Consider the following 17,071-nt stretch of genomic DNA (forward strand, 5'->3'; position numbering starts at 1 on the left):
CCCCGCAAGGTGACGCACCATGTCTCCGCTACACTGATGACCGTCGCACAGCGGCATGCCGCCTTAGCTCAGTCGGCCAGAGCGATTCACTCGTAATGAATAGGTCGGGGGTTCGATTCCCCCAGGCGGCTCCGCAGGTCAGGCCCCATCCGAGACATATCGGATGGGGCCTGATTCGTGTGGTGGGTGACTAAATGGGTGACTAAGAAGCCTTGCTGGTGGGTGGCGAGTCTTCGTCAGGTTCACCCGGTTCGGGGAACAGCTGGTCCATCGCGGTCGCGCCGGACTCGACTACCGGCCGGATCTGCTTCCGGTAAACCAGCTCTGTCACTGCGGTGCTGCTGTGCCCGACCAGGCGCGAGATCTCCTCGATGGGCATTCCGCTGTCCGAGAGGATCGACACGAAGCTGTGGCGCAGTTCCCGGGGCGTCCACTGGGCCGGGTTGAGCCCGGCCGCCTTGATCACCCTGCGGAAGTCGCGCCGGACATTGTTGACATCCTGCTCCGTGCCGATGCTGGTCGGGAACACAAGCCCGTGCTCTTTCCAGCTGTTTCCAGCGACCGCCTTCACCGCCCGCTGGGCCACCCGGTGGTCCTCTAGCGCCCTGACGGCCCGTGCGGGCAGTGCCAGCGTCCGGCGCGACTTCCGGGTCTTCGTCTCCCCCTTCGCGCGCACCGACCGCCATACCTTGACGTTCGGCGGGATGGGCGGCGTTGCCTTCGGCCGGCCAACCAGGTCGACGTGATCCCAGGTCATCGGCCGCATTTCCTCCGTCCGAGCGCCGGTGAGCAGCGACACCACGATGTAGGCGCGCATCGGCGACTCCTCCGCCGCCGTGAGCACGGCTTCCGCCTGTGCGAGCGTGAGGGCCTTCGACGGCCTGCCTTCCCCTTTCCCGGCCGGGAGTTCGTCGCACAGCAGCACGACGTTGTGCCGAACCCGCTTGCGCACCTGAGCCCGGTTGATCGCCCGCCGGAGGATGGAGCGGAGGTTGCGCAGGGTCGAGGTGACCAGCATGTTCGCCTTGTCAGCAAGCCACTCCTCGACGTCGTCGACGTCGAGCTTCACCAGCGGTCGCCCGCCGATCGCCGGGATGATGTGGTTATTCGCCAGCGACCGGACTGCCTTGACCGTGTTCGGGTCCCGCTCTCCCCGTTCATAGCTGTCCAGCCAGTCGTTCACCGCCTGCGCGACGGTGTAGCTGGCCGACGCGTTAGTGGCACCGTCCTCAACGTCGTTAAGGAGTTCCTTCAGCTTGTTTTTCGCCTCGGTCTTCGTCTTGCCCCGCGCTTTCCGGACGATGCGCTTGCCGTCGGCCCGGAATCCCACGGTGACCTCAGCTGTCCAGCGTTGACGGGACTCGTCCCAGTAGAGTCCGCCGTCGCCGCGGCTACGCCGCTTGGCCATATCCGGCCCCCTCTGCTTCCTGAATGAGTTGGTCTACGTACTGCTGAATGGCTTTTGCGGGGATGAGTCGCGCCCGGCCCTGCTTCACGGAGAACAGGCGTCCGGCGCGCAGCTGTTCGTAGATGACCGATCGGCTCATCGAGAGCAGCCGCATGGCTTCCGGAATGCGGTACAGGTGCCGCGCCGGCACTGGCAGCGGCGAAACGTTGGCGTCCATGGGAGGCCTTTCGTGTCGTGAAGCTGGACGGGTGCGGTGTCGAACACGGCGGTCTCCTTTCGTCGGGTGACAGCCGGGTGGGGTGTCACGCGGGTGTCACGGCGGTTTGTGCTGGTCAGGGGGTGTTGAGTGACGGAGTGACAGGTGTGACAGGTCTGGGGTGCCGTACTTGTCACGCGGCGGGCGTCCTGGAGGGGGACGTGACAAGTGCCTGGTCAGGTGGCTAGTGCGGGGTGTGCTGGTGGTCTTGGATGCTGATGAGGTGGTTGGCTTCGCCGCCGATGCGCACGGATGCGTCGTGGTCTTCTTGCTGGAGTGCTTTGCGGTTGGATTCGGGGACGAGGTGGGCGTTTCCGGTCCGGGACAGGTCGCGCATTGCGCGGTTGAGTTCGTCGGGGTGGATGTCTCCGAGTGCTTCGCGCAGGTCGGCCAGGCCGATCCAGTCGCCGGACTGGCGGGCGAGGGTGCGCACGGCGGCGTGAATGCGTTCCTCGGTCGTGCCGGTCTTGGGTAGGGACGCCGCGGCGGCTTTGCGGGCGGCGAAATCCTGGGTCGCCGCGGTGTTTTTGACTACGGGTTTGGGCGGTTCTTGACCGGTGACGCGGGCGTATTTCACTTTCGCGTCCCCGATGGCGGTGATGTCCCCGGACTCGTAGGCGGATTCGAGGGCGAGTCGTGCGCGGCGTTTGGCTTGGCGTTGGCGTGCGCCGGCGGCTCCGCAGCTGCGCCCGTTGCAGCGGCGTCCTCCTTCGGCGGCTGACCGGCACATCATCTGCTCTCCTCTCGGTGGCCTGACCTGGGGTTTGTCGCGTCCCCTAGGCGGCGGCGGGTATCGGCGCGGCGAGGCGGGCGAGGAGTTGTGCGCCGATGTGGCGGGTGTAGGCGGGCGGGATGCATTCGCGGATGCCGTCGCGGTTCATCCAGGGCACGCCCATGTCGGCGCGGACGTAGGCGACGCCGGAGAAGTTGCCGACCGCGTGGTACCAGTCGCCGGGGCGCAGCGGGCGGCCCATTTTCACGGGTTCGGCGGTGTGGTCGGGGTGGTCCGGGACCGCGAGGTCCCAGTTGGTTTCGAACAGGCGGTGCCGGTGGGTGTGCAGCCCGAATTGCGGCATCGCGCCGCACAGCAGCACGGGGTTGCGCAGCTGGCTGCGGGCTTCCTCGACGTTCTCGATCACGTACGGCTTGCCCAGCCCGGTCAGCACCTCGCGGAACTGGGTGATCAGGCGAGGGTGGTCGTTGCCGTGGATGCGCCAGGTCAGGGAGTAGCCCTGGCAGGGCGGGCCGCCGGCGACGGCGTCGAACTCGTGGCCGTGGTCGCGGGCGTAGGCGATCGCGTCGGCTTGGACGAACGGGAACGGGAACCGGGGCTGGGGTTGGATGTCGACGCCGGTGACGTCGAATCCGGCGAGGTAGTAGCCCATGGCTTCCCCGCCCTGGCAGCAGAAGCAGGCCAGGATCCGCGGCCGGGGGCCGGGGCCGGTCCAGCGGGGCCGTTCCGGGAGTGTCACGGTGGTCATCGCGGTGTCCTCTCTCGCGGGCATGGGGTCTGACCTGGGGTTTGTCACGTCCCCCTGGCGTGCTGGCGGGGGCGGGAGCGTGACAGGCGTGCGGGGTGTCACGCGGGCTGTCACGCCTGTTGCGGCTGGTCAGCCGGGGTTGAGTGACAGGGGTGACAGCGGTGACTGCACGGGGGTGTCACCGCTGTGCGCGGGGACGCTGTACTCGCCGCCGGGGGACTTGTGCAGTTGCCCGGAGTCGGCCATGCGCTTGCAGGTCTGGCGGGCGGTGCCCGCGTTGAGGCCGAGCGATTCGGCGACCAGCTTCGGCGCGAGGGGCCCGTGTTCGCGCAGCAGTTGCAGGATGGCGGCGCGGGTGTCGGCGACCAGGTGGTCGCTGGCGGGTCCGTCCAATTTGGTCCACGCGCCGGCGTGCGCGTCGAAAACCATGGCGTAGTCGGTTTCCTCGACGTCGCGGCCGGTCACGTGCAGGATTCCGTCCGCTTGGCCGCGGCCTCGTTCGAGGACCAGGGTGGCGTCCATGGCACCGGTCAATCCGGCGGTGCCGGACACGAGGTTCTGCCAGTCCTCCGCGCCTTGTTTGCGGACGTGGTGGATGAGCAGGAACGGGACGCCGTAGTGGTCGGCGATCTCCTTGAACCGCGTGCCGGCGGCGTAGTCGCCGCTGTAGGCCGAGGAGCCGGGCGCGACCGCGCCGCGCATCTTCTCGAACGTGTCGATGATGACCAGCCGCGCGCTCGCGTTCTCTTCCAGCCATTCGACCAGGACGGCCTCGCCGCCGGCGGTCATGGTGGGGCAGGCGGTTTCGAGGGTGAGCAGCGGCGCGGGCCGTCCGCCGGCGGAGATCTGCTGTCGGCGGCGGCGTTGCAGCCGACGTCCGGTGTCCTCCAGTGCGCAGTAGAGGACCGGGCCGCGTTCGACCTCGATCGAGTTGAGCGCGAGGTCGCCGTTGGCGATCGCCGCGCCCAACCCGAGCGAGAGCCACGATTTCCCCAGCTTCGGCGCGCCGGCCAGCAGGTTGACCCCTTCGGCGAGCAGGCCGGGGACGGCCCACTTGACCGGCGGGAATTCCTCTCGCATGAGTTCCGCGTCGGTCCACCGGGTGCGGCGGGCGGGCGGTGTCGGCACGGCGGCCAAAGGCCGGGGCGTGGTCATGGTCGAGACCTCCAGGGACGTGACAACGTGCAGGTCAGGCGGCGATCTGCCGTGGCCGGTTGCGCCCGGCGCGCAGGCCGGACGCGATGGTGGCCTCGGCCTCGCGGCGGGTGAAGGCCCGGATTCCGATGTGGCGGCCGGCGGCGGCGAGCAGCGCCGCGCGCACCTCGTCCTCGCCCAGGGCTTTGCCGGCCACCAGCTGCCCGAGCGCGACGGCCGCGCCGTAGAGCGTGGCGTTGCGGTCGGTGCTGGCGTCGGCGACCTTCCCGCACTCGGCCGTGATCGCGGCCTGCAGGTACCGGCCGCGCCGGTCGCCCGCCGGGCGCACCGGGATTGCGGGCGGGGCGGGCAGCGGCGGCGGGGTCAGCCGCTCGACCAGCCACTCCGCCAGCGGAGCTGGCGGGACGTCGGCGAGCAGTTCGTAGCGGCCGGCGGCGGTGACGGTGCCGGGCCCGACGACGTACCCGCCCCACGCGCGGGTGTCGACCTTCCACCCGAGCCCGCTCCCGCGTTCGCCCGCTGAGCTGCGCAATGTCACGTCCCCTGGGCTGCGGTGGTAGAGGTGCAGGCCGCCGGAGGGGGTGCGGACGGTGAGGGTGTCGCCGGGCATCTCCTGCCCGGCTTCCTCGGCCAGCACCGCGAGCACGTCTTCTCCCGACGCAGCACCGGTTTCCGCCCAGCGGGGCGGGACCTTGTCGCCGGGCTTGGCGGTGTCGAGGTCGATCACGCACAGCCCGGACGGGCCGGTCGCGATCCCGATCCCGTACGCCGCGTGGCTCCAGGCGGCGCGGATCTTCTCCGGGTCGGTGGTGGCGCGCTGCTCCCAGGTGCGGTGACCGCCGGCACAGCGGCCGGTGCCAGGGCAGACCTCGGCACCGTGCCCGGCCGGGCGCTTCGTGCCGGGGCGCAGCGGGAACACGTGCCAGCCGCGGGCGGCGGCGTCGAGCGCGGCGTCCATGAGCGTGCTGTCCACAGTGGTCTCCTCTCAGGCGGCGGGGCGGGTGTCGTGGGCGATGCAGCGGCGGCAGGTGCGGAACTCGGATGGTCCCTGCCGGGAGAGCTGTGAGGGGTACCAGTCGCCCCAGTCGTGGCCGCGGGCGTCGCATTCGGCGCGGGCGGCGCACTGGTCGCAGATCAGGCCGTCCGGGGTGACCTGCCATCCGGATTCCGCCAGCGCGGCGACGGCGGACGCGATGTCGTCGCAGTGCCACCGGAACCCGTCCGAGTCCTCGCCGGGGCAGACGCCACAGGTGCGGCACGGGTCGGGCAGAACGCAGGTGATGTAAGCGAATCCGGGAGGCAGGGGCGCGGCGGTGTCCATGGTGGTCATTCCGTCCACCCCGCGTTCGGGTCGACGTCGGGCGCGTCGGGGTCGAGGTTGTAGACCTTCCACGGGTCGGGCACGTTGTTGATGAACTCGGTGTAGGGGTCGCCGGGCGCGTCCTCGGCCGGAATGCGCCGCACCGGCAGCCGGTCGGCTCCCAGCCGGTTGGCCTGGTCAGCGGCCCAGGCGTCCATGGCGGCGGTGTCGGCCTCGCCGAACACGGGCTTGGGCGGGATGCTGCGCAGCCGCGGGTGCTGCTCGAACAGCGCTTCCCGGCACCGCTCGTCGTAGGCGATCGCGGCCATCGTGGGCGAGGGCGCGGGCTGGCCGATCAGGTGCCCGATGAGGTCCTGGTACTGGCGGGCGGTCGAGGGCAGGCCGTGCGTGACGGCGAGGATCGAGTACAGGTCGAACACGCGCACATCGGCGTTGTTGGCGTCCATTGTGGATAGTCCTTTCAGCAGTGGTCGAGCACGCCGCGGATCGCGGCGGCCTCGGCGGGGTCGACGGTCATGGCGTACTTGGCTTTCACGGCCACCCAGTGCGCGACGTAGCCGCACCGGTCGCGGGCAGGCAGCCACTTGGCCGGGTCCTGGTCTCCCTTGCTGCGGTTGGCTTTCGCGGTGACGGCGACCAGCACGGCGGCGGTGTCGTTGGCGTAGGTCTCGCGCTGGGCGCGGGTCCATCCGCGGGTCCCCGAGCGCGCGGCCTCGGCCAGCGGCACCATGTGGTCGATGTCCAGCCCGGACGGTGTGGTGACGGTGACGCCGTCGTAGGGGCTGGTCCACTCGCCGCCGGTGACCGTGCAGTGCGCGCCGGTCGTGACGTGCCGGCCCTGGGCCTTGAGGACCTGTTCCCGGGCGTCGCACTCGCCGCCGATGCGGTCCCAGTGCGGCCAGTCCTCGCGCCGGTAGTGGACCCCGGTGTCCTCCGGGGCGACGCGCAGCCGGGCGAGCATCCCTTGCGCCGCACGGACATCCGTCGCCGACGACCCCGCGGCAGCGGGTGCCGGGGCGCGGTCGGCGCGGGCGGAGCAGCCGGACGGGGCGGCCCCGAGGGCGAGCCCGGCCACGGCGAGGGCGAACAGAGCGGCGCGCATGTCACTTGCCCCCGTTTGTCGCGATCGCGTAGGCCGCGAGGCAGGCGGCGCACTTCGTCTTCGTGGCCGGGAACCACGGGGTCCGGGAACCCTTGCGGGGGCTGGTGATCCCGCAGTAGGAGGTGTAGGTCCCGTTCCACCACGAGGTTTTGGCGACAAGGTGGTAGATCTCGGTGCTCATTTGTCCTCCTGCGAGGTGAGGGCGACCAGGACGGCGGCGGCGTCGGCGAGGATGCGGGCGTGGTCGAACGCGAGGCGGGCGCACAGCGCGGTGTCGAGCGGGACCCATTCCGCGGTGGCGGCGTCGTCCCCGGCGAGCGGCGGCGTCAGGCCCGGCAGGACGGCGACGTACGCGGCGGTGACGTAGCGCCCGCGCGGGTCGCGTCCCGGGTGGTCGTAGATCCCGACCTGGTACAGGGCATCGGCGGTGACGCCGGTTTCCTCGGCCAGTTCCCGCATCGCGGCGTCGGGGAAGCGTTCGCCGGCGTCGACGTGGCCGCCGGGCAGCGCCCACAAGCCGGTGAAGGGCTCCCAGCGGCGGCGGATCAGCAGGACGTGCCACGCGTCGTCTGCGTAGGCGAACGCGGCGACGTCTGCGGTGAGGCGGGCGAGTTCGTGGTTGTCGTGCTCGTGGGTGTCCATCGTGGATCCTTTCCGGTTGTCGTGTCCCTTGCCTGGCCTGCGGTTCAGCGGTTGCGGTTTCCGGTCTGGAACGGGATGACGCCGCTGTTTCCGGCGCCGGGGCGGTGGTCGTCGCTGTGGTGGACGGTCGCTTTCCCTGCAGCTGCGGCGTTTTTCGCCTGCTCTGCTGCCCGGTGCGCGTTGTCGATGGCCTGTTTGAGGTGGTCGGGCAGGCCGTCCGGTGTCGTGACCTGGGAGCCGTTGATGACGACCGTCGCGCCGGTGATGACCTCGCCTTGCAGGCCGACCGTCGCGCCGGGGGCGGCGTAGTTGACGACCGTGGAGGCCTGGCCCGCGTCGGGTGTCGTGTCCCTCTGCTGACCTGCGGGTTCGGGGTCGCCGGCGCGCTGGGTCGCGTCGCGGGCGCGGTCGCGGCGTTCGGTCGCGGCGTCGAGCCGGGCCTGCGCGGCGGCTTCCTTCTCGGCATCGCCGGCGGCGCGGGCGCTGTCGACCGCGCGGCGCGCCCGCTGGACCTGCCTGTTCGCCGTGTTCAGGGCGCGCGTGCGGTGGTCGGCACCGGTGCAGCGGCGGCCCCCGTCAGCGGATGAGCGGCACATGAGATCTCCTTCAGTCGGTTACGGTGTGTGCCTGTTTTCGGCATGGGTCGGGTAGCGCGAGGACCCGGAGCGGGTGTCGCGTGGGGCGGTTTTCGGGGGAGTTAGGCCACCGGAGCGCGGTTAGGTTTCTCACTCGGCGGGTTACATGCGCTGGAAAGCCGGTGACCTGCGGCGAGTTAGGCGGGTGAGGGAGTTACGCCGGCCTCGGCATTGCCGGTTTTCCGTGCCGTGGGGGCGGTGTTCGGGGCGCGGGGCCGGCGTAACTCGCTGCGGTCTGCTCAGTCGGTGTCGTCGTCCAGGTCTGCGGTCGCCGCGGCGGCCAATGCTTCACGGACGGTGACCGGGTCGATGGGGTAGCGGTTGCCGGTCGAGGGCACTTTCACGCCGCGTTCGGCGAGAGCGGCGCGCAGCTTGGTGCCGTCGAGCCCGTGGTACTCGTCGCTGTCGAGGGCGATGAGCAGCGGGGCGACCTTGGCCGCGGGCATCGGCTCGGCGACGTCGCGCAGCACCTCGTCCAGGTCTTCGAGCAGGTCGCGCGGCTTGGCCTGCTCGATCGCCGCGGCCGAGCGCGGCGCACCGGGGACAGGACGGCCTTTCATGGCCGCGATGGACCGCTCGATGATGGGCGTGACCTGGTCGTTTTCCTTGGCCACGTTCAAAAAGTAGACCTGCACGATCTCGGAGCGCTCGCCGCTGAACCCCTTGACCACCGCGGTTCCCTTGTCGGTGCCGGGAATCAGCTCGGTGGCGCGGTGCCCGGCCGCATACGCGCCCTGCCCCAGCAGCGCGTCGTTGGCGACGTGGTCGCCCACGGCGAACGCCACCCCGTTCGAGCAGTTGCGTGTCACGTCCCTGGGCATGCTGTCCTTGGTCGGAGCCTGGGTCGAGACGATGAGGTGGATGCCGCGTTTGCGGCCCAGTCGCACGATGTCCACGAGCAGCTGCGAGATCTCCGGCCCGTGCTTCTTGTGCTGGATCGCGACGTGCGCCTCTTCCAGCAGCCCGACCAGCGGGTGCAGGCCGATGTTCTTGGACGCGTATTCCCTGGTGACAGCAGGGATTTCGTACTTGACCAGCAGGTCGCCGCGGCGCTGCACTTCGGCGTGCAGCTCCCGCAGGTCGGCGAGAATCTGGGCGATCTTCTCGTCTTCCGCGCCCATCACGTAGCGGGAGCAGCGCAGCGCGAACACCTCGAAGTCGAAGTTCGAGTCAGGCACCCAGATCCGCAGCTCGGCCGTGGGGTCCAGCGCCACGCCGGCCATGATGACCCGCGCCGCGCTCGACTTGCCCTGACCAGGCATGCCGCCGCAGATGGTGTTGCGCTCCATCACCGGCGCGAGCATAGGCTCCCCGCGCAGCGTCCGTCCGAACGGGACTCCCTTGAACACGTCCACCAAACCGTTGTCCAGCAGCGGATACGCGCCCGCGCCCTCGGCCAGTGCGCCTTTGTCGGCGACCCACAGGTCCAAGATGCCTTCCTCGGTGCCGGTGGTCGGCCAGACCTCTTTGGACAGCCGGTGCAGCCCGGTCGCGAGGTCCCCGCGGCGGCGGGCGATCTTCTCCGCGGTGACGCCGGCGGGCAGCCGCACCACCGCGTGCGTGCCGCGCCCGTCCCGGCGGGCCGGAGTGAGGTACTGCATCGGCAGGCCCTCCTTGAGGTAGTTGGTGATCTGCGGAATCCTCAGTGCCGCAAGGGCTTGCGCGATGGTCGTCTCGTCGATCGCGACATCGGCGTCCGCGTCGCGGTTGGTGGCCAGCCAGCCGGGCACCTTCCCGCGCTGCTTGCCCTCCCGGTACGCGCCGAGCACCACGCCGGCGGCGACCACCCACGGCGCGACGGCGACCAGCGGCGTCCACGACCAGGCGATCGCGGTGAAAATCCACCGCAGGGCACCGAGAACGCCGCCGATGACGCCGGTGAACGCGCCCGCCCCGGACACCTGGACCAGGATCCCGACCAGCAGCACGATCACCACCGCGGCGGCCAGGGAGATGAACCCGACCTTCATCAGCCGCTTGAGCAGTTCCGGCAGCTCCATCAGCCGGCGGTGCCGGGATTCCTTGACCTGCTCCATCCGGTCGAGCCATTCCCGGACCTGCTCGCGGTCGCCGGTGGCTTCCGCGGCCTTGACCTGGCGGCGGTAGACGCCCATCGTGCTCGCGTCCCACGCCCGCCCCCGCCACGAGTCCAGCCCCGCGAGCACGGTCATCGCGTGCCCGGCCGCGGCCTTGGTCCGGTCGTGTCCCGCGACCTTCTTCGCCGCCTGCACGACCACGACGGCGTCGTTGCGGTAGCCGGCCCAACGCTCAAGGGCCTGTTCCTTCTGCGTCCGGCGGCGCTCGTATTCCTCGGCCGAGAGAATCTCGTCCGCTTCGAGCACCTCGCCGGTCTCGGCGCGGGTGGGCAGGTGGTGCACGGTGGCCAGTTCGCCGGCGGCCGGGGCGGGTTCGGTGGCGTCCATCGGGTTCTCCTCCCGGGTCACTGGTGGTCGGCCTTGTACTCGTCGCGCAGCTGCCGCGCGAACTTCGGGGCGCAGCGGAGCGCCTTGCGGATCGACTCGGCCGAGGAGGGGTCGACGTCGACGGCTGGGTCTTCGATCGCCGCGGCGAACGCCGCGCGGAGCTGGTCGATCGTGCGGGTTTTCGGGGCGCGTTGCGGCGGCTTGCGCGGGGTCGATTTCCGCTGCTCGGACGGCCGATCGAGGGTGAGCGTCGGCGCGTCCGCGATCGGGGTGTCGTCGCTCGATCCGCTCGACTGGTCCTGGGTGGCGAGCCACGCGGCGATCTCGTCGGCGAGCACGTCCCCGGCCTGTGCGGGCGGGTCGATGACGCCGGTGAGGACACGGCCGCGCATGGTGCGGTCGAGGGTGTAGCGGCCCGGGGTGAACACCAGCCGCGCCGATCCGTCCTCGGCGATCTCGGCCACGGCGTCGCGGACGGCGACCTCGCGGATTTTCGTGATCTTGCGGGCCGCGGCCCGGTCGATCCGCGCGGCGTCGGCGGCGGCGCGGGAGGCATCGCGCTCGGCCCTCGATCGGCGCGGGGCGGCCACGGCGATCTGGTGTGCGACGACGCCGGCGACCGACACGACTCCCATCACCAGCGCGACGTCCGGGCCGCGGTGCAGGCCGTGCAGGACGTTGAGCCCGAACCCAACCGCCGCGAACACCCACACCCCGGTTTGCAGCGCCCACACCGGGCGGTCGGGGTGGCGGTGCCGCGAGATCTCCACCGCGAACGCGAACGCCCACATCCCCAGCTCGGACAGGGCGGGCAGGGCCGCGCCGGTCCAGTCGCCGTAGGCGTCGCGGCCATAGCCGGCCATCGCGGGGACGGCCATGACCGCAGACACCACGGCGAGCAGGTAGATGGGCAGGCGTGCCCGGTTCGCCGACAGCCACCCCAGCACCCGGGCGCGGGCCGCGTGGCGGGCGGCGGCGCGGGCGGTGCGGCGCTGGTCGGCCAGGTCGGCGGCGGCGGCCCGGTCGGCGCGGCGTTCGGCCGCCCGGTGCGCGGCGGCGGACAGTGTCCGGTCGAGCTTGGCCTGTGCGTCCTTGCGGGACTGTTCGGCGGCGAGGGCGCGGTCTGCGCGCCGGTTTTCTGCCCAGGTGCTCATCACGCGCCCTCCTTGTGCTCGCGGGTGCCAGCGGCCAGCGCCGGGAACGGGGTGGTGTCGGTGTCGGTCGTGATCTGTTGCGGTGCACCGGTTTCCGATGCGCGGTCGCGGCGGCGGGCGGCGATCTCGTGCCCGGCCCACGCGCCGCCGGCCACGACGGAACCGAGCGCGAACCAGCCGGACACCAGGGCGGCGAGCACGAGCGGGGCGGTCACGGCGAGCAGTTCGGCGAAGTGCCACACCACCCACTGGATCGCCTGGTCAGTGCGGGTGCAGGTGTGTCGAGCGGTCATGACGGTCACCTCCGATCAGTCGGGCGGGTTGAGCAGGCCCAGCCGTGCCCGCAGGCCCAGCCAGAACCAGCGGAGCGCGCGTACCAGGACGACCAGGCCAGCTACCGCGGCCGGGACTCCCACCCACGGCGTGCGCACGGCGCACATGAGCAAGGCCAGGGCAGCGACGACGAAAATCAGGCGGCCCAAACGGGTCTCGGCTTCGTCGGCGACGGCTTCGCAGTACGCCTCCTGCCAGGTCATCCACGTCCGCTGGTCGACGCGTCGCTTACGCATGCCGGGCCTCCCTCGCGCTCTCGTGCGGGAAGAACTGGTTGACCGGCCGGTTCGGCGGCCGGGACGCCTGGGCGGTGGCGTAGCGGTCGAGTTCGCCCATCACGCCCTCCAGCACCCGCGCCACCAGCACGAGCGGGATGCGGACCAGGTGCAGGACCAGGAACAACACGACGGTGAGCGCGTGGCGGATCAGCGCCAACGTCCCGTAGCGGGACAGGACCTCGAAGGTGCTCACGGCCGGCCACCCCGCTTCGCCGGCTTGGTGATCCGGTCCCACACCTGCAGTTCGCCGGTGCCGAGTCCGTAGCCCATGCCCGCGCCCAGCGCGGTCGCCGCGGCCAGCGCGAGCGTCGCGTGGACCTGCGCGAGCGCGGCCCGTTCCATCCGGGTCTCGTGCGACATGGCCCCCATGACGTCGCCCTCGACCTGCTGGGTCAGGAGGTCGGCCATGGCGTAGTGGTCCGGTCCGTTCATGCTCTGGTGGCGGGTCATCGGTTCCCCTCCTGGCGGCGGCGTTCGCGGGCGATGCGTTCGTTTTCGCGGGTGACGTGGTCGTGGATGTCCCACGGGTCTTCCGGTGCCGGGTTCATGCCGCGGCCTCGATCCGGGCCTGCTCGGCCCAGAAGCAGTTCCAGCACTGGCGGGTGCTGGTCGGGACGCAGTAGGGCTGTACGCAAGTGCAGACGCAACAGGTGCGGCGTGCCTCCATCGCGTGATCCATCTGCCCCGGCGCGGCCTGCCGCTTCGGCGCAGCCAGCTCGACCGAGAACAGCTCCGCGACGGTCTCCCGGGCGTAGGGCTTGCGGTGGCGGAACACGAGCAGCGCCAGCGGGTCTTGCCCGTTGGGGCGGAGTCCGGCGTCGCGCAGCTGCGAGCGGGTGAGCAGGGTCGAGGGGGACTCGCCCCACCCAAACACCGGCAAACCGTCGCGGAACCCGCGGCACAGGGCGATGTGGTGGGTGGTGCCGTCGAACACGCGGCAGATCTCCTGGCGGCGGTTGCGGGGGTTCACCGGTCCACCACCGGCCGGTCGATGTGCAGGTGCAGGACCCGCGCGCGGAGGCCGCGGGCGAGCAGCAGGCTGGTCACCGAGTCGGCGAGCACCACCGAGCGGTGCCGGCCGCCGGCGCAGCCGATCGCCAGCGACCGCATCGCGTGCACGGTGCCGGTGTCCTCGCCCAGACCGGCGGTGATCGCGTCGGCCAGGGCGTAGACGTAGGCGACCGCGCCCGGCTGGGACAGGACCCGGGTCCGGACCGCGTCGTCGCGGCCGGTCAGCTGCCGGAACGCGGGATCGTGGTGCGGGTCGCGGAACATGTGCCGCACGTCCGCGACCAGGGCCGGGTGCCAGGCCGGGACGTTCGCGTCGTGCAGGAACCCGAACGAGTAGACGGCGACCTGAGGGAACCGCGTCGCTACCATCGGAACCTCCTTCGTGCGGTCTTGCGGCTGGTCGAGGGAACCCGGCGCGGCGTGCGCGTTCTTGGCGGAGTGGGCCGCCGCGTCGGGGCTGACTGCCAGGCGGATGCTCATGCCGACCACCGCCGGTTCGAGGTGCGCATCTCCCACATCACGCGGCCTCGCTCTCGATCGACGCGGCGGTGGTCGGCTGCGCGACGGTCGGCAGCGCCCGGAGAACGGACCGGCTGGCACGACGCTGGCGGCGGCCCGCGCCGCGCTGGTCACGGAAGTCGTGCAGGTAGTCGTGCATCGCAGCCAACTCAGCTGCGGACAGGAACAGCTCGGTCTCTTCGGCCGCGGCGTCGAGCTGGTCGAACGGGTCGAACTCGAACTGTTCCTGAGCAGCGAGAACGTCGTAGTTCTCGTCCATGCCGTCGTAGGCGGCTTCGGCGGCGCGGCGGCTGGTGAATGCGGACCTCATCGGATCTCCAATCAACGAAAAAGAGCAGGTCAGTGGGGGAATCAGAGCGACTTGATGAAGGTCGTGACGCTTCCGATCACGTGGCCGACGAAGTGCGCCGACTGGAGCGGCGACGTGACGACCTGGAACAGCACGAACGCGATCAGCGCGAAGCCGATGAGCTTCTTGACCACGCCCGAGCCGCCGACCTTGAAGTTCGGAAGCGTCTGCTTGGCCATAAGTCCTCCTAGTTCGAGTGTTTGCCGGTTTGAGAGTTTGTACTCAAACTTGCTGACATGGATGAACGTAGCCGACGCCACGGGCGGAGCGCAAGGTAGTTTGTGTACAAACCCTCAAACGCCTACGATCGGCGGCATGGAGACACAGCGGACCCCCGCGCGGCAGACGATTGCGCTTCGGATCGCCGACGACCTGCGGATCAAGATTGAGCTGGGCGAACTCCGAGCAGGGGACTCGCTGCCCCCGCTCCACCAGCTCATGGAGGAGTACGACGCATCGCAGACGTCAGCGCGCAACGCAATCACCCTGCTCAAGCAGCAAGGGCTAGTAGTGGTGAAGCGCGGCACCCCGCCAAAGGTGCGGCCGAAGCCCAAGAGGGTTGAGCGAAGCTCGGACCGCCACCAGGCGGAAAAGGACATGGTTCGACAGCCGGAAGACGTCCGCGCTGGTCACGGCTTGGCCGAGGATGACATGGGCGAGTCGATCGACCGATACGACTTCATCCCCAACTACTCACTCGTCCCGGCAGACCTCGACCTGGCCGATGCGTTCGGCGTGCCGGAGGGCACAACCCTCCTGCGACGCGAATACATTCACCGAGACCGAAAGACAGGTGCGCTTGAGGCCAAGTCGCTGTCTTGGCTCTTGAAAGAGGTTATCGACGCGAATCCGAAAATTGCCGACCTCAAAGAAGCCGCATGGCCAGGCGGTACCATGCATCAACTCTACACGGTTGGAATCGAGATTGACGAGGTAGTAGACCACGTGACTTCTACGATGCCAACGACAGTGGAAATGGAGGAGTGGAATCTAGTCGAGGGAACGCCCCTCCTCCTGGTCCGCCGAATATCAATCGACACAAATGGCCGTGTTGTCGAAGTAAGCGACGCTCAGTACCCCGCCGATCGAACCATGCTGACTTTCCGAACGCCGCTCAAGCGATGGGACGACAAGTAATGACGAAGCGACTTTCAATCATCACCGCCGCATACGCCCCGTTGTCTGACTACTTCGATGAAACAATTCAGAGTGTAATGGGCCAGGAACTCCCGGAAGGGTGGGATTTTGAATGGCTGATTCAGGAGGACGGCGAGTCGCCTGGGCTCTCAAGCAAGGTGGCCGCTCTGCCGAACGTCCGATATGCGCCAAACCGCGCACACACCGGCATTGCAGCAACTCGTAATCTCGCGCTGACCAGGGCGACCGGCGACGTTGTGCAGGTTCTAGACCACGATGATGTCCTCCTGCCGGGGGCGTGGCAGCGGATGCTCCCGCACTTCGAGCGGCCAGACGTGCATTGGGCGGTCGGCCAAGCCGATGACCTGCTGTCGAGCGGCGAGCGGCGAGGCTACGAGTCGGCCATCGCATTCGGCGAGGTGCCCGCTGGCCTGGTCAATACCTGGGCGATCGACCACGAAGGAAACTGGCCGATCCACTGCGCTGGCTTGTACCTGAGGACCGAGCTGGTCCGGGCATTCGGCGGCTGGGGCGGTGCCCCGGTTGACGATGACATCATCATGTTTGCCGCGCTCTCCGAAGTGGTCAATGGATACAACGAAAGTGCCGTGACTTGGCTATACCGCGTACACGACCGGCAGACCTCGAAGAGCGCGACATGGAGGGAGCGCAGTAGTGACGGCCGTCGAATTGCACTGCAACGAATTGAGGCTATTCGAGCTGTCGGATTGAAGCCGACCGGCGACCTGTCCAACCTTTCGCCGGGCAAGACTGTGCATGTTGGCCCGGCGGCAAAGGAAAGCATCGGCGGAGCTTGGTGGAAAACCGGCGGGCAATCCTAAAACCGGCGCGGGCTTGAGTTCGCCAACGGCTACACGGAAGAGGTTCCAGCCTTGCAGATCCAGCATAAAACAGGCTGGTTCTAGCGCTGGCCAACGATGCGAGTGGGCGGGCCCGATCGTGGGCGGTGCGCAGAGTGGTGCTCCACCGTGTCGGTCAGCCCCCGGAACTGGCCAAATTTTTCGGCCTGAGATGGCCGCTCGCGGACGAACGGTGTCGAGCTGGTGTGACTGGACCACGGTGGGCGACACGGCGACGGTGAAAGCCTGTTTCAGGAGCGCTTAGGATCGAACCTATGTTCGATCCTGGTGGCTTGTCTGGTTTGCCGTTCCGGTCAGCGCGGCAGCATGCCCGATGCCTCGACGGCCGCCACGACCTGCGGATCGCTCACGTGACGACTGGATATCACCACGAGATCGGGCTGCACTCGATCACCTGCCTGGCATGCGATTCGGCCCGGCGTAACTCGTGGTTCGTGGTCGAGCATCGACCGCAGGACTGGACAGGCGCGGTCGGGGAGATGCACGCCCAGAGACCGGTGCTGCTCGTTCCGCGGCGGCCAGCCGTGCCGGGCGGTGCCGGCCGGATCGACCTGCAGGTGCGCGGCGAACTGTGGGCCTACGCGCTGCTGCAGCTGTGCGCGGTCGACCGCCGCGCAATCCTGGTCCGCGTCGCCGTGGCCGAACCGCACCGGCGGCGCGGGCTGGGAACCCTGCTGGTCGACGCCGCGCTTGCGCACGGCGAGGGCTATACCTGGTCGACCGCCGAATTCGATGCCGCCGACGATGTGCTGCGCGCGTTCCGCGCCAGCCTCGATCCCGCCGAACCCGTCACGGTCGCCCATCCGCACTACTGCTCCCACATGCACCTCGCCAATGGCCAGCCGGACCAGCTGTGACACCCCGGCGGTCGCGCCTGTCACACCTGTCACTCTGTCACTCAACCCTCTCTGACCTGCAGTTTTAGGTGTGACACCAGAGTGACAGCGACCAGGCGTGTTGTTCTCCCACACTCTCTCTATGTCACT

The 17,071-nt window shown here is 69.5% G+C and carries 25 protein-coding genes and 1 tRNA gene; 4 read left to right on the top strand and 22 right to left on the bottom strand.

What is annotated here, in order from left to right; all coding sequences use genetic code 11:
• Window positions 1–57 precede the first annotated feature (57 nt).
• Window positions 58–131, top strand: a tRNA-Thr gene (locus ACWGIC_RS20555).
• A 71-nt stretch (window positions 132–202) separates the two neighbouring features.
• Here the strand turns inward: ACWGIC_RS20555 and ACWGIC_RS20560 are convergent.
• The 22 genes from ACWGIC_RS20560 to ACWGIC_RS20665 all read right to left on the bottom strand — a co-directional run bounded on the left by ACWGIC_RS20560 (window position 203) and on the right by ACWGIC_RS20665 (window position 14,246).
• On the bottom strand, window positions 203–1,408 hold the full coding sequence (locus ACWGIC_RS20560; protein ID WP_452077536.1) for a tyrosine-type recombinase/integrase: 1,206 nt from the start codon (window positions 1,406–1,408) through the stop codon (window positions 203–205).
• The gene (locus ACWGIC_RS20565; protein ID WP_452077537.1) at window positions 1,392–1,625 is read right to left on the bottom strand and encodes a helix-turn-helix domain-containing protein; all 234 of its coding nucleotides are present in this window, start codon (window positions 1,623–1,625) and stop codon (window positions 1,392–1,394) included. Before ACWGIC_RS20565 ends, ACWGIC_RS20560 begins: the two co-directional genes overlap by 17 nt.
• A 223-nt stretch (window positions 1,626–1,848) precedes the next feature.
• Entirely contained in the window at window positions 1,849–2,397 is a 549-nt protein-coding gene (locus tag ACWGIC_RS20570; protein ID WP_452077538.1) for a hypothetical protein, read from the bottom strand.
• 43 nt (window positions 2,398–2,440) lie between these two features.
• Entirely contained in the window at window positions 2,441–3,145 is a 705-nt protein-coding gene (locus ACWGIC_RS20575; RefSeq protein WP_452077539.1) for a DNA methylase, read from the bottom strand.
• Window positions 3,146–3,274: 129 nt separating this feature from the next.
• Window positions 3,275–4,300, bottom strand: coding sequence for an AAA family ATPase (locus ACWGIC_RS20580; RefSeq protein WP_452077540.1), 1,026 nt, complete (start codon window positions 4,298–4,300; stop codon window positions 3,275–3,277).
• 34 nt (window positions 4,301–4,334) lie between these two features.
• Window positions 4,335–5,273, bottom strand: a complete 939-nt coding sequence (locus ACWGIC_RS20585) for a bifunctional DNA primase/polymerase (RefSeq protein WP_452077541.1) — start codon at window positions 5,271–5,273, stop codon at window positions 4,335–4,337.
• Window positions 5,274–5,285: 12 nt separating this feature from the next.
• On the bottom strand, window positions 5,286–5,630 hold the full coding sequence (locus ACWGIC_RS20590) for a hypothetical protein (RefSeq protein WP_452077542.1): 345 nt from the start codon (window positions 5,628–5,630) through the stop codon (window positions 5,286–5,288).
• Window positions 5,627–6,067, bottom strand: coding sequence for a hypothetical protein (locus tag ACWGIC_RS20595; RefSeq protein ID WP_452077543.1), 441 nt, complete (start codon window positions 6,065–6,067; stop codon window positions 5,627–5,629). Before ACWGIC_RS20595 ends, ACWGIC_RS20590 begins: the two co-directional genes overlap by 4 nt.
• 14 nt (window positions 6,068–6,081) lie before the next feature.
• Window positions 6,082–6,723, bottom strand: coding sequence for an HNH endonuclease family protein (locus ACWGIC_RS20600; RefSeq protein ID WP_452077544.1), 642 nt, complete (start codon window positions 6,721–6,723; stop codon window positions 6,082–6,084).
• A 1-nt stretch (window position 6,724) separates the two neighbouring features.
• Complete coding sequence (locus ACWGIC_RS20605; protein WP_452077545.1) at window positions 6,725–6,904, bottom strand: hypothetical protein; 180 nt, start codon at window positions 6,902–6,904, stop codon at window positions 6,725–6,727.
• A complete protein-coding gene (locus tag ACWGIC_RS20610) occupies window positions 6,901–7,365 on the bottom strand; it encodes an NUDIX domain-containing protein (RefSeq protein ID WP_452077546.1) in 465 nt (154 codons plus the stop codon). The genes ACWGIC_RS20605 and ACWGIC_RS20610 overlap by 4 nt, the downstream gene beginning before the upstream one ends.
• Before the next feature lie 44 nt (window positions 7,366–7,409).
• Window positions 7,410–7,961: a hypothetical protein gene (locus ACWGIC_RS20615; RefSeq protein WP_452077547.1), complete on the bottom strand. Its 552-nt coding sequence runs from the start codon at window positions 7,959–7,961 to the stop codon at window positions 7,410–7,412.
• A 278-nt stretch (window positions 7,962–8,239) separates the two neighbouring features.
• Entirely contained in the window at window positions 8,240–10,423 is a 2,184-nt protein-coding gene (locus ACWGIC_RS20620; protein ID WP_452077548.1) for a cell division protein FtsK, read from the bottom strand.
• A 17-nt stretch (window positions 10,424–10,440) separates the two neighbouring features.
• Window positions 10,441–11,577, bottom strand: coding sequence for a hypothetical protein (locus tag ACWGIC_RS20625; protein ID WP_452077549.1), 1,137 nt, complete (start codon window positions 11,575–11,577; stop codon window positions 10,441–10,443).
• Window positions 11,577–11,870, bottom strand: a complete 294-nt coding sequence (locus ACWGIC_RS20630) for a hypothetical protein (protein ID WP_452077550.1) — start codon at window positions 11,868–11,870, stop codon at window positions 11,577–11,579. Before ACWGIC_RS20630 ends, ACWGIC_RS20625 begins: the two co-directional genes overlap by 1 nt.
• 15 nt (window positions 11,871–11,885) lie before the next feature.
• A complete protein-coding gene (locus tag ACWGIC_RS20635; RefSeq protein ID WP_452077551.1) occupies window positions 11,886–12,146 on the bottom strand; it encodes a hypothetical protein in 261 nt (86 codons plus the stop codon).
• Window positions 12,139–12,381 carry a hypothetical protein gene (locus tag ACWGIC_RS20640; protein WP_452077552.1) on the bottom strand — a complete coding sequence of 81 codons (243 nt, stop codon included), beginning with the start codon at window positions 12,379–12,381 and terminating at the stop codon, window positions 12,139–12,141. The genes ACWGIC_RS20635 and ACWGIC_RS20640 overlap by 8 nt, the downstream gene beginning before the upstream one ends.
• Window positions 12,378–12,638 carry a hypothetical protein gene (locus tag ACWGIC_RS20645; RefSeq protein WP_452077553.1) on the bottom strand — a complete coding sequence of 87 codons (261 nt, stop codon included), beginning with the start codon at window positions 12,636–12,638 and terminating at the stop codon, window positions 12,378–12,380. The genes ACWGIC_RS20640 and ACWGIC_RS20645 overlap by 4 nt, the downstream gene beginning before the upstream one ends.
• Before the next feature lie 94 nt (window positions 12,639–12,732).
• Window positions 12,733–13,158: an RRQRL motif-containing zinc-binding protein gene (locus tag ACWGIC_RS20650; RefSeq protein ID WP_452077554.1), complete on the bottom strand. Its 426-nt coding sequence runs from the start codon at window positions 13,156–13,158 to the stop codon at window positions 12,733–12,735.
• Window positions 13,155–13,679 carry a RapZ C-terminal domain-containing protein gene (locus tag ACWGIC_RS20655; protein WP_452077555.1) on the bottom strand — a complete coding sequence of 175 codons (525 nt, stop codon included), beginning with the start codon at window positions 13,677–13,679 and terminating at the stop codon, window positions 13,155–13,157. Before ACWGIC_RS20655 ends, ACWGIC_RS20650 begins: the two co-directional genes overlap by 4 nt.
• Window positions 13,680–13,716: 37 nt before the next feature.
• Window positions 13,717–14,028, bottom strand: coding sequence for a hypothetical protein (locus tag ACWGIC_RS20660; RefSeq protein ID WP_452077556.1), 312 nt, complete (start codon window positions 14,026–14,028; stop codon window positions 13,717–13,719).
• 41 nt (window positions 14,029–14,069) lie between these two features.
• Window positions 14,070–14,246 carry a hypothetical protein gene (locus ACWGIC_RS20665; RefSeq protein WP_452077557.1) on the bottom strand — a complete coding sequence of 59 codons (177 nt, stop codon included), beginning with the start codon at window positions 14,244–14,246 and terminating at the stop codon, window positions 14,070–14,072.
• A gap of 136 nt (window positions 14,247–14,382) precedes the next feature.
• Here ACWGIC_RS20665 and ACWGIC_RS20670 point away from each other — a divergent pair, with 136 nt between their 5' ends.
• From ACWGIC_RS20670 to ACWGIC_RS20680, 3 genes are all read left to right on the top strand, one after another.
• Window positions 14,383–15,204, top strand: coding sequence for a GntR family transcriptional regulator (locus ACWGIC_RS20670; protein ID WP_452077558.1), 822 nt, complete (start codon window positions 14,383–14,385; stop codon window positions 15,202–15,204).
• A complete protein-coding gene (locus ACWGIC_RS20675) occupies window positions 15,204–16,046 on the top strand; it encodes a glycosyltransferase family 2 protein (RefSeq protein ID WP_452077559.1) in 843 nt (280 codons plus the stop codon). The genes ACWGIC_RS20670 and ACWGIC_RS20675 overlap by 1 nt, the downstream gene beginning before the upstream one ends.
• Window positions 16,047–16,339: 293 nt before the next feature.
• Complete coding sequence (locus tag ACWGIC_RS20680) at window positions 16,340–16,942, top strand: GNAT family N-acetyltransferase (RefSeq protein WP_452077560.1); 603 nt, start codon at window positions 16,340–16,342, stop codon at window positions 16,940–16,942.
• Window positions 16,943–17,071 lie beyond the last annotated feature (129 nt).

Source organism: Amycolatopsis sp. NPDC054798, assembly GCF_053611505.1.

Excerpts from the sequence above, each read along its gene's own strand:
- ACWGIC_RS20560 (WP_452077536.1), bottom strand. The coding sequence starts at position 1,408 with ATGGCCAAGCGGCGTAGCCGCGGCGACGGCGGACTCTACTGGGACGAG.
- ACWGIC_RS20565 (WP_452077537.1), bottom strand. The coding sequence starts at position 1,625 with ATGGACGCCAACGTTTCGCCGCTGCCAGTGCCGGCGCGGCACCTGTAC.
- ACWGIC_RS20570 (WP_452077538.1), bottom strand. The coding sequence starts at position 2,397 with ATGATGTGCCGGTCAGCCGCCGAAGGAGGACGCCGCTGCAACGGGCGC.
- ACWGIC_RS20575 (WP_452077539.1), bottom strand. The coding sequence starts at position 3,145 with ATGACCACCGTGACACTCCCGGAACGGCCCCGCTGGACCGGCCCCGGC.
- ACWGIC_RS20580 (WP_452077540.1), bottom strand. The coding sequence starts at position 4,300 with ATGACCACGCCCCGGCCTTTGGCCGCCGTGCCGACACCGCCCGCCCGC.
- ACWGIC_RS20590 (WP_452077542.1), bottom strand. The coding sequence starts at position 5,630 with ATGACCACCATGGACACCGCCGCGCCCCTGCCTCCCGGATTCGCTTAC.
- ACWGIC_RS20595 (WP_452077543.1), bottom strand. The coding sequence starts at position 6,067 with ATGGACGCCAACAACGCCGATGTGCGCGTGTTCGACCTGTACTCGATC.
- ACWGIC_RS20600 (WP_452077544.1), bottom strand. The coding sequence starts at position 6,723 with ATGCGCGCCGCTCTGTTCGCCCTCGCCGTGGCCGGGCTCGCCCTCGGG.
- ACWGIC_RS20605 (WP_452077545.1), bottom strand. The coding sequence starts at position 6,904 with ATGAGCACCGAGATCTACCACCTTGTCGCCAAAACCTCGTGGTGGAAC.
- ACWGIC_RS20610 (WP_452077546.1), bottom strand. The coding sequence starts at position 7,365 with ATGGACACCCACGAGCACGACAACCACGAACTCGCCCGCCTCACCGCA.
- ACWGIC_RS20615 (WP_452077547.1), bottom strand. The coding sequence starts at position 7,961 with ATGTGCCGCTCATCCGCTGACGGGGGCCGCCGCTGCACCGGTGCCGAC.
- ACWGIC_RS20620 (WP_452077548.1), bottom strand. The coding sequence starts at position 10,423 with ATGGACGCCACCGAACCCGCCCCGGCCGCCGGCGAACTGGCCACCGTG.
- ACWGIC_RS20625 (WP_452077549.1), bottom strand. The coding sequence starts at position 11,577 with ATGAGCACCTGGGCAGAAAACCGGCGCGCAGACCGCGCCCTCGCCGCC.
- ACWGIC_RS20630 (WP_452077550.1), bottom strand. The coding sequence starts at position 11,870 with ATGACCGCTCGACACACCTGCACCCGCACTGACCAGGCGATCCAGTGG.
- ACWGIC_RS20635 (WP_452077551.1), bottom strand. The coding sequence starts at position 12,146 with ATGCGTAAGCGACGCGTCGACCAGCGGACGTGGATGACCTGGCAGGAG.
- ACWGIC_RS20645 (WP_452077553.1), bottom strand. The coding sequence starts at position 12,638 with ATGACCCGCCACCAGAGCATGAACGGACCGGACCACTACGCCATGGCC.
- ACWGIC_RS20655 (WP_452077555.1), bottom strand. The coding sequence starts at position 13,679 with ATGAGCATCCGCCTGGCAGTCAGCCCCGACGCGGCGGCCCACTCCGCC.
- ACWGIC_RS20660 (WP_452077556.1), bottom strand. The coding sequence starts at position 14,028 with ATGAGGTCCGCATTCACCAGCCGCCGCGCCGCCGAAGCCGCCTACGAC.
- ACWGIC_RS20665 (WP_452077557.1), bottom strand. The coding sequence starts at position 14,246 with ATGGCCAAGCAGACGCTTCCGAACTTCAAGGTCGGCGGCTCGGGCGTG.
- ACWGIC_RS20670 (WP_452077558.1), top strand. The coding sequence starts at position 14,383 with ATGGAGACACAGCGGACCCCCGCGCGGCAGACGATTGCGCTTCGGATC.
- ACWGIC_RS20675 (WP_452077559.1), top strand. The coding sequence starts at position 15,204 with ATGACGAAGCGACTTTCAATCATCACCGCCGCATACGCCCCGTTGTCT.
- ACWGIC_RS20680 (WP_452077560.1), top strand. The coding sequence starts at position 16,340 with ATGTTCGATCCTGGTGGCTTGTCTGGTTTGCCGTTCCGGTCAGCGCGG.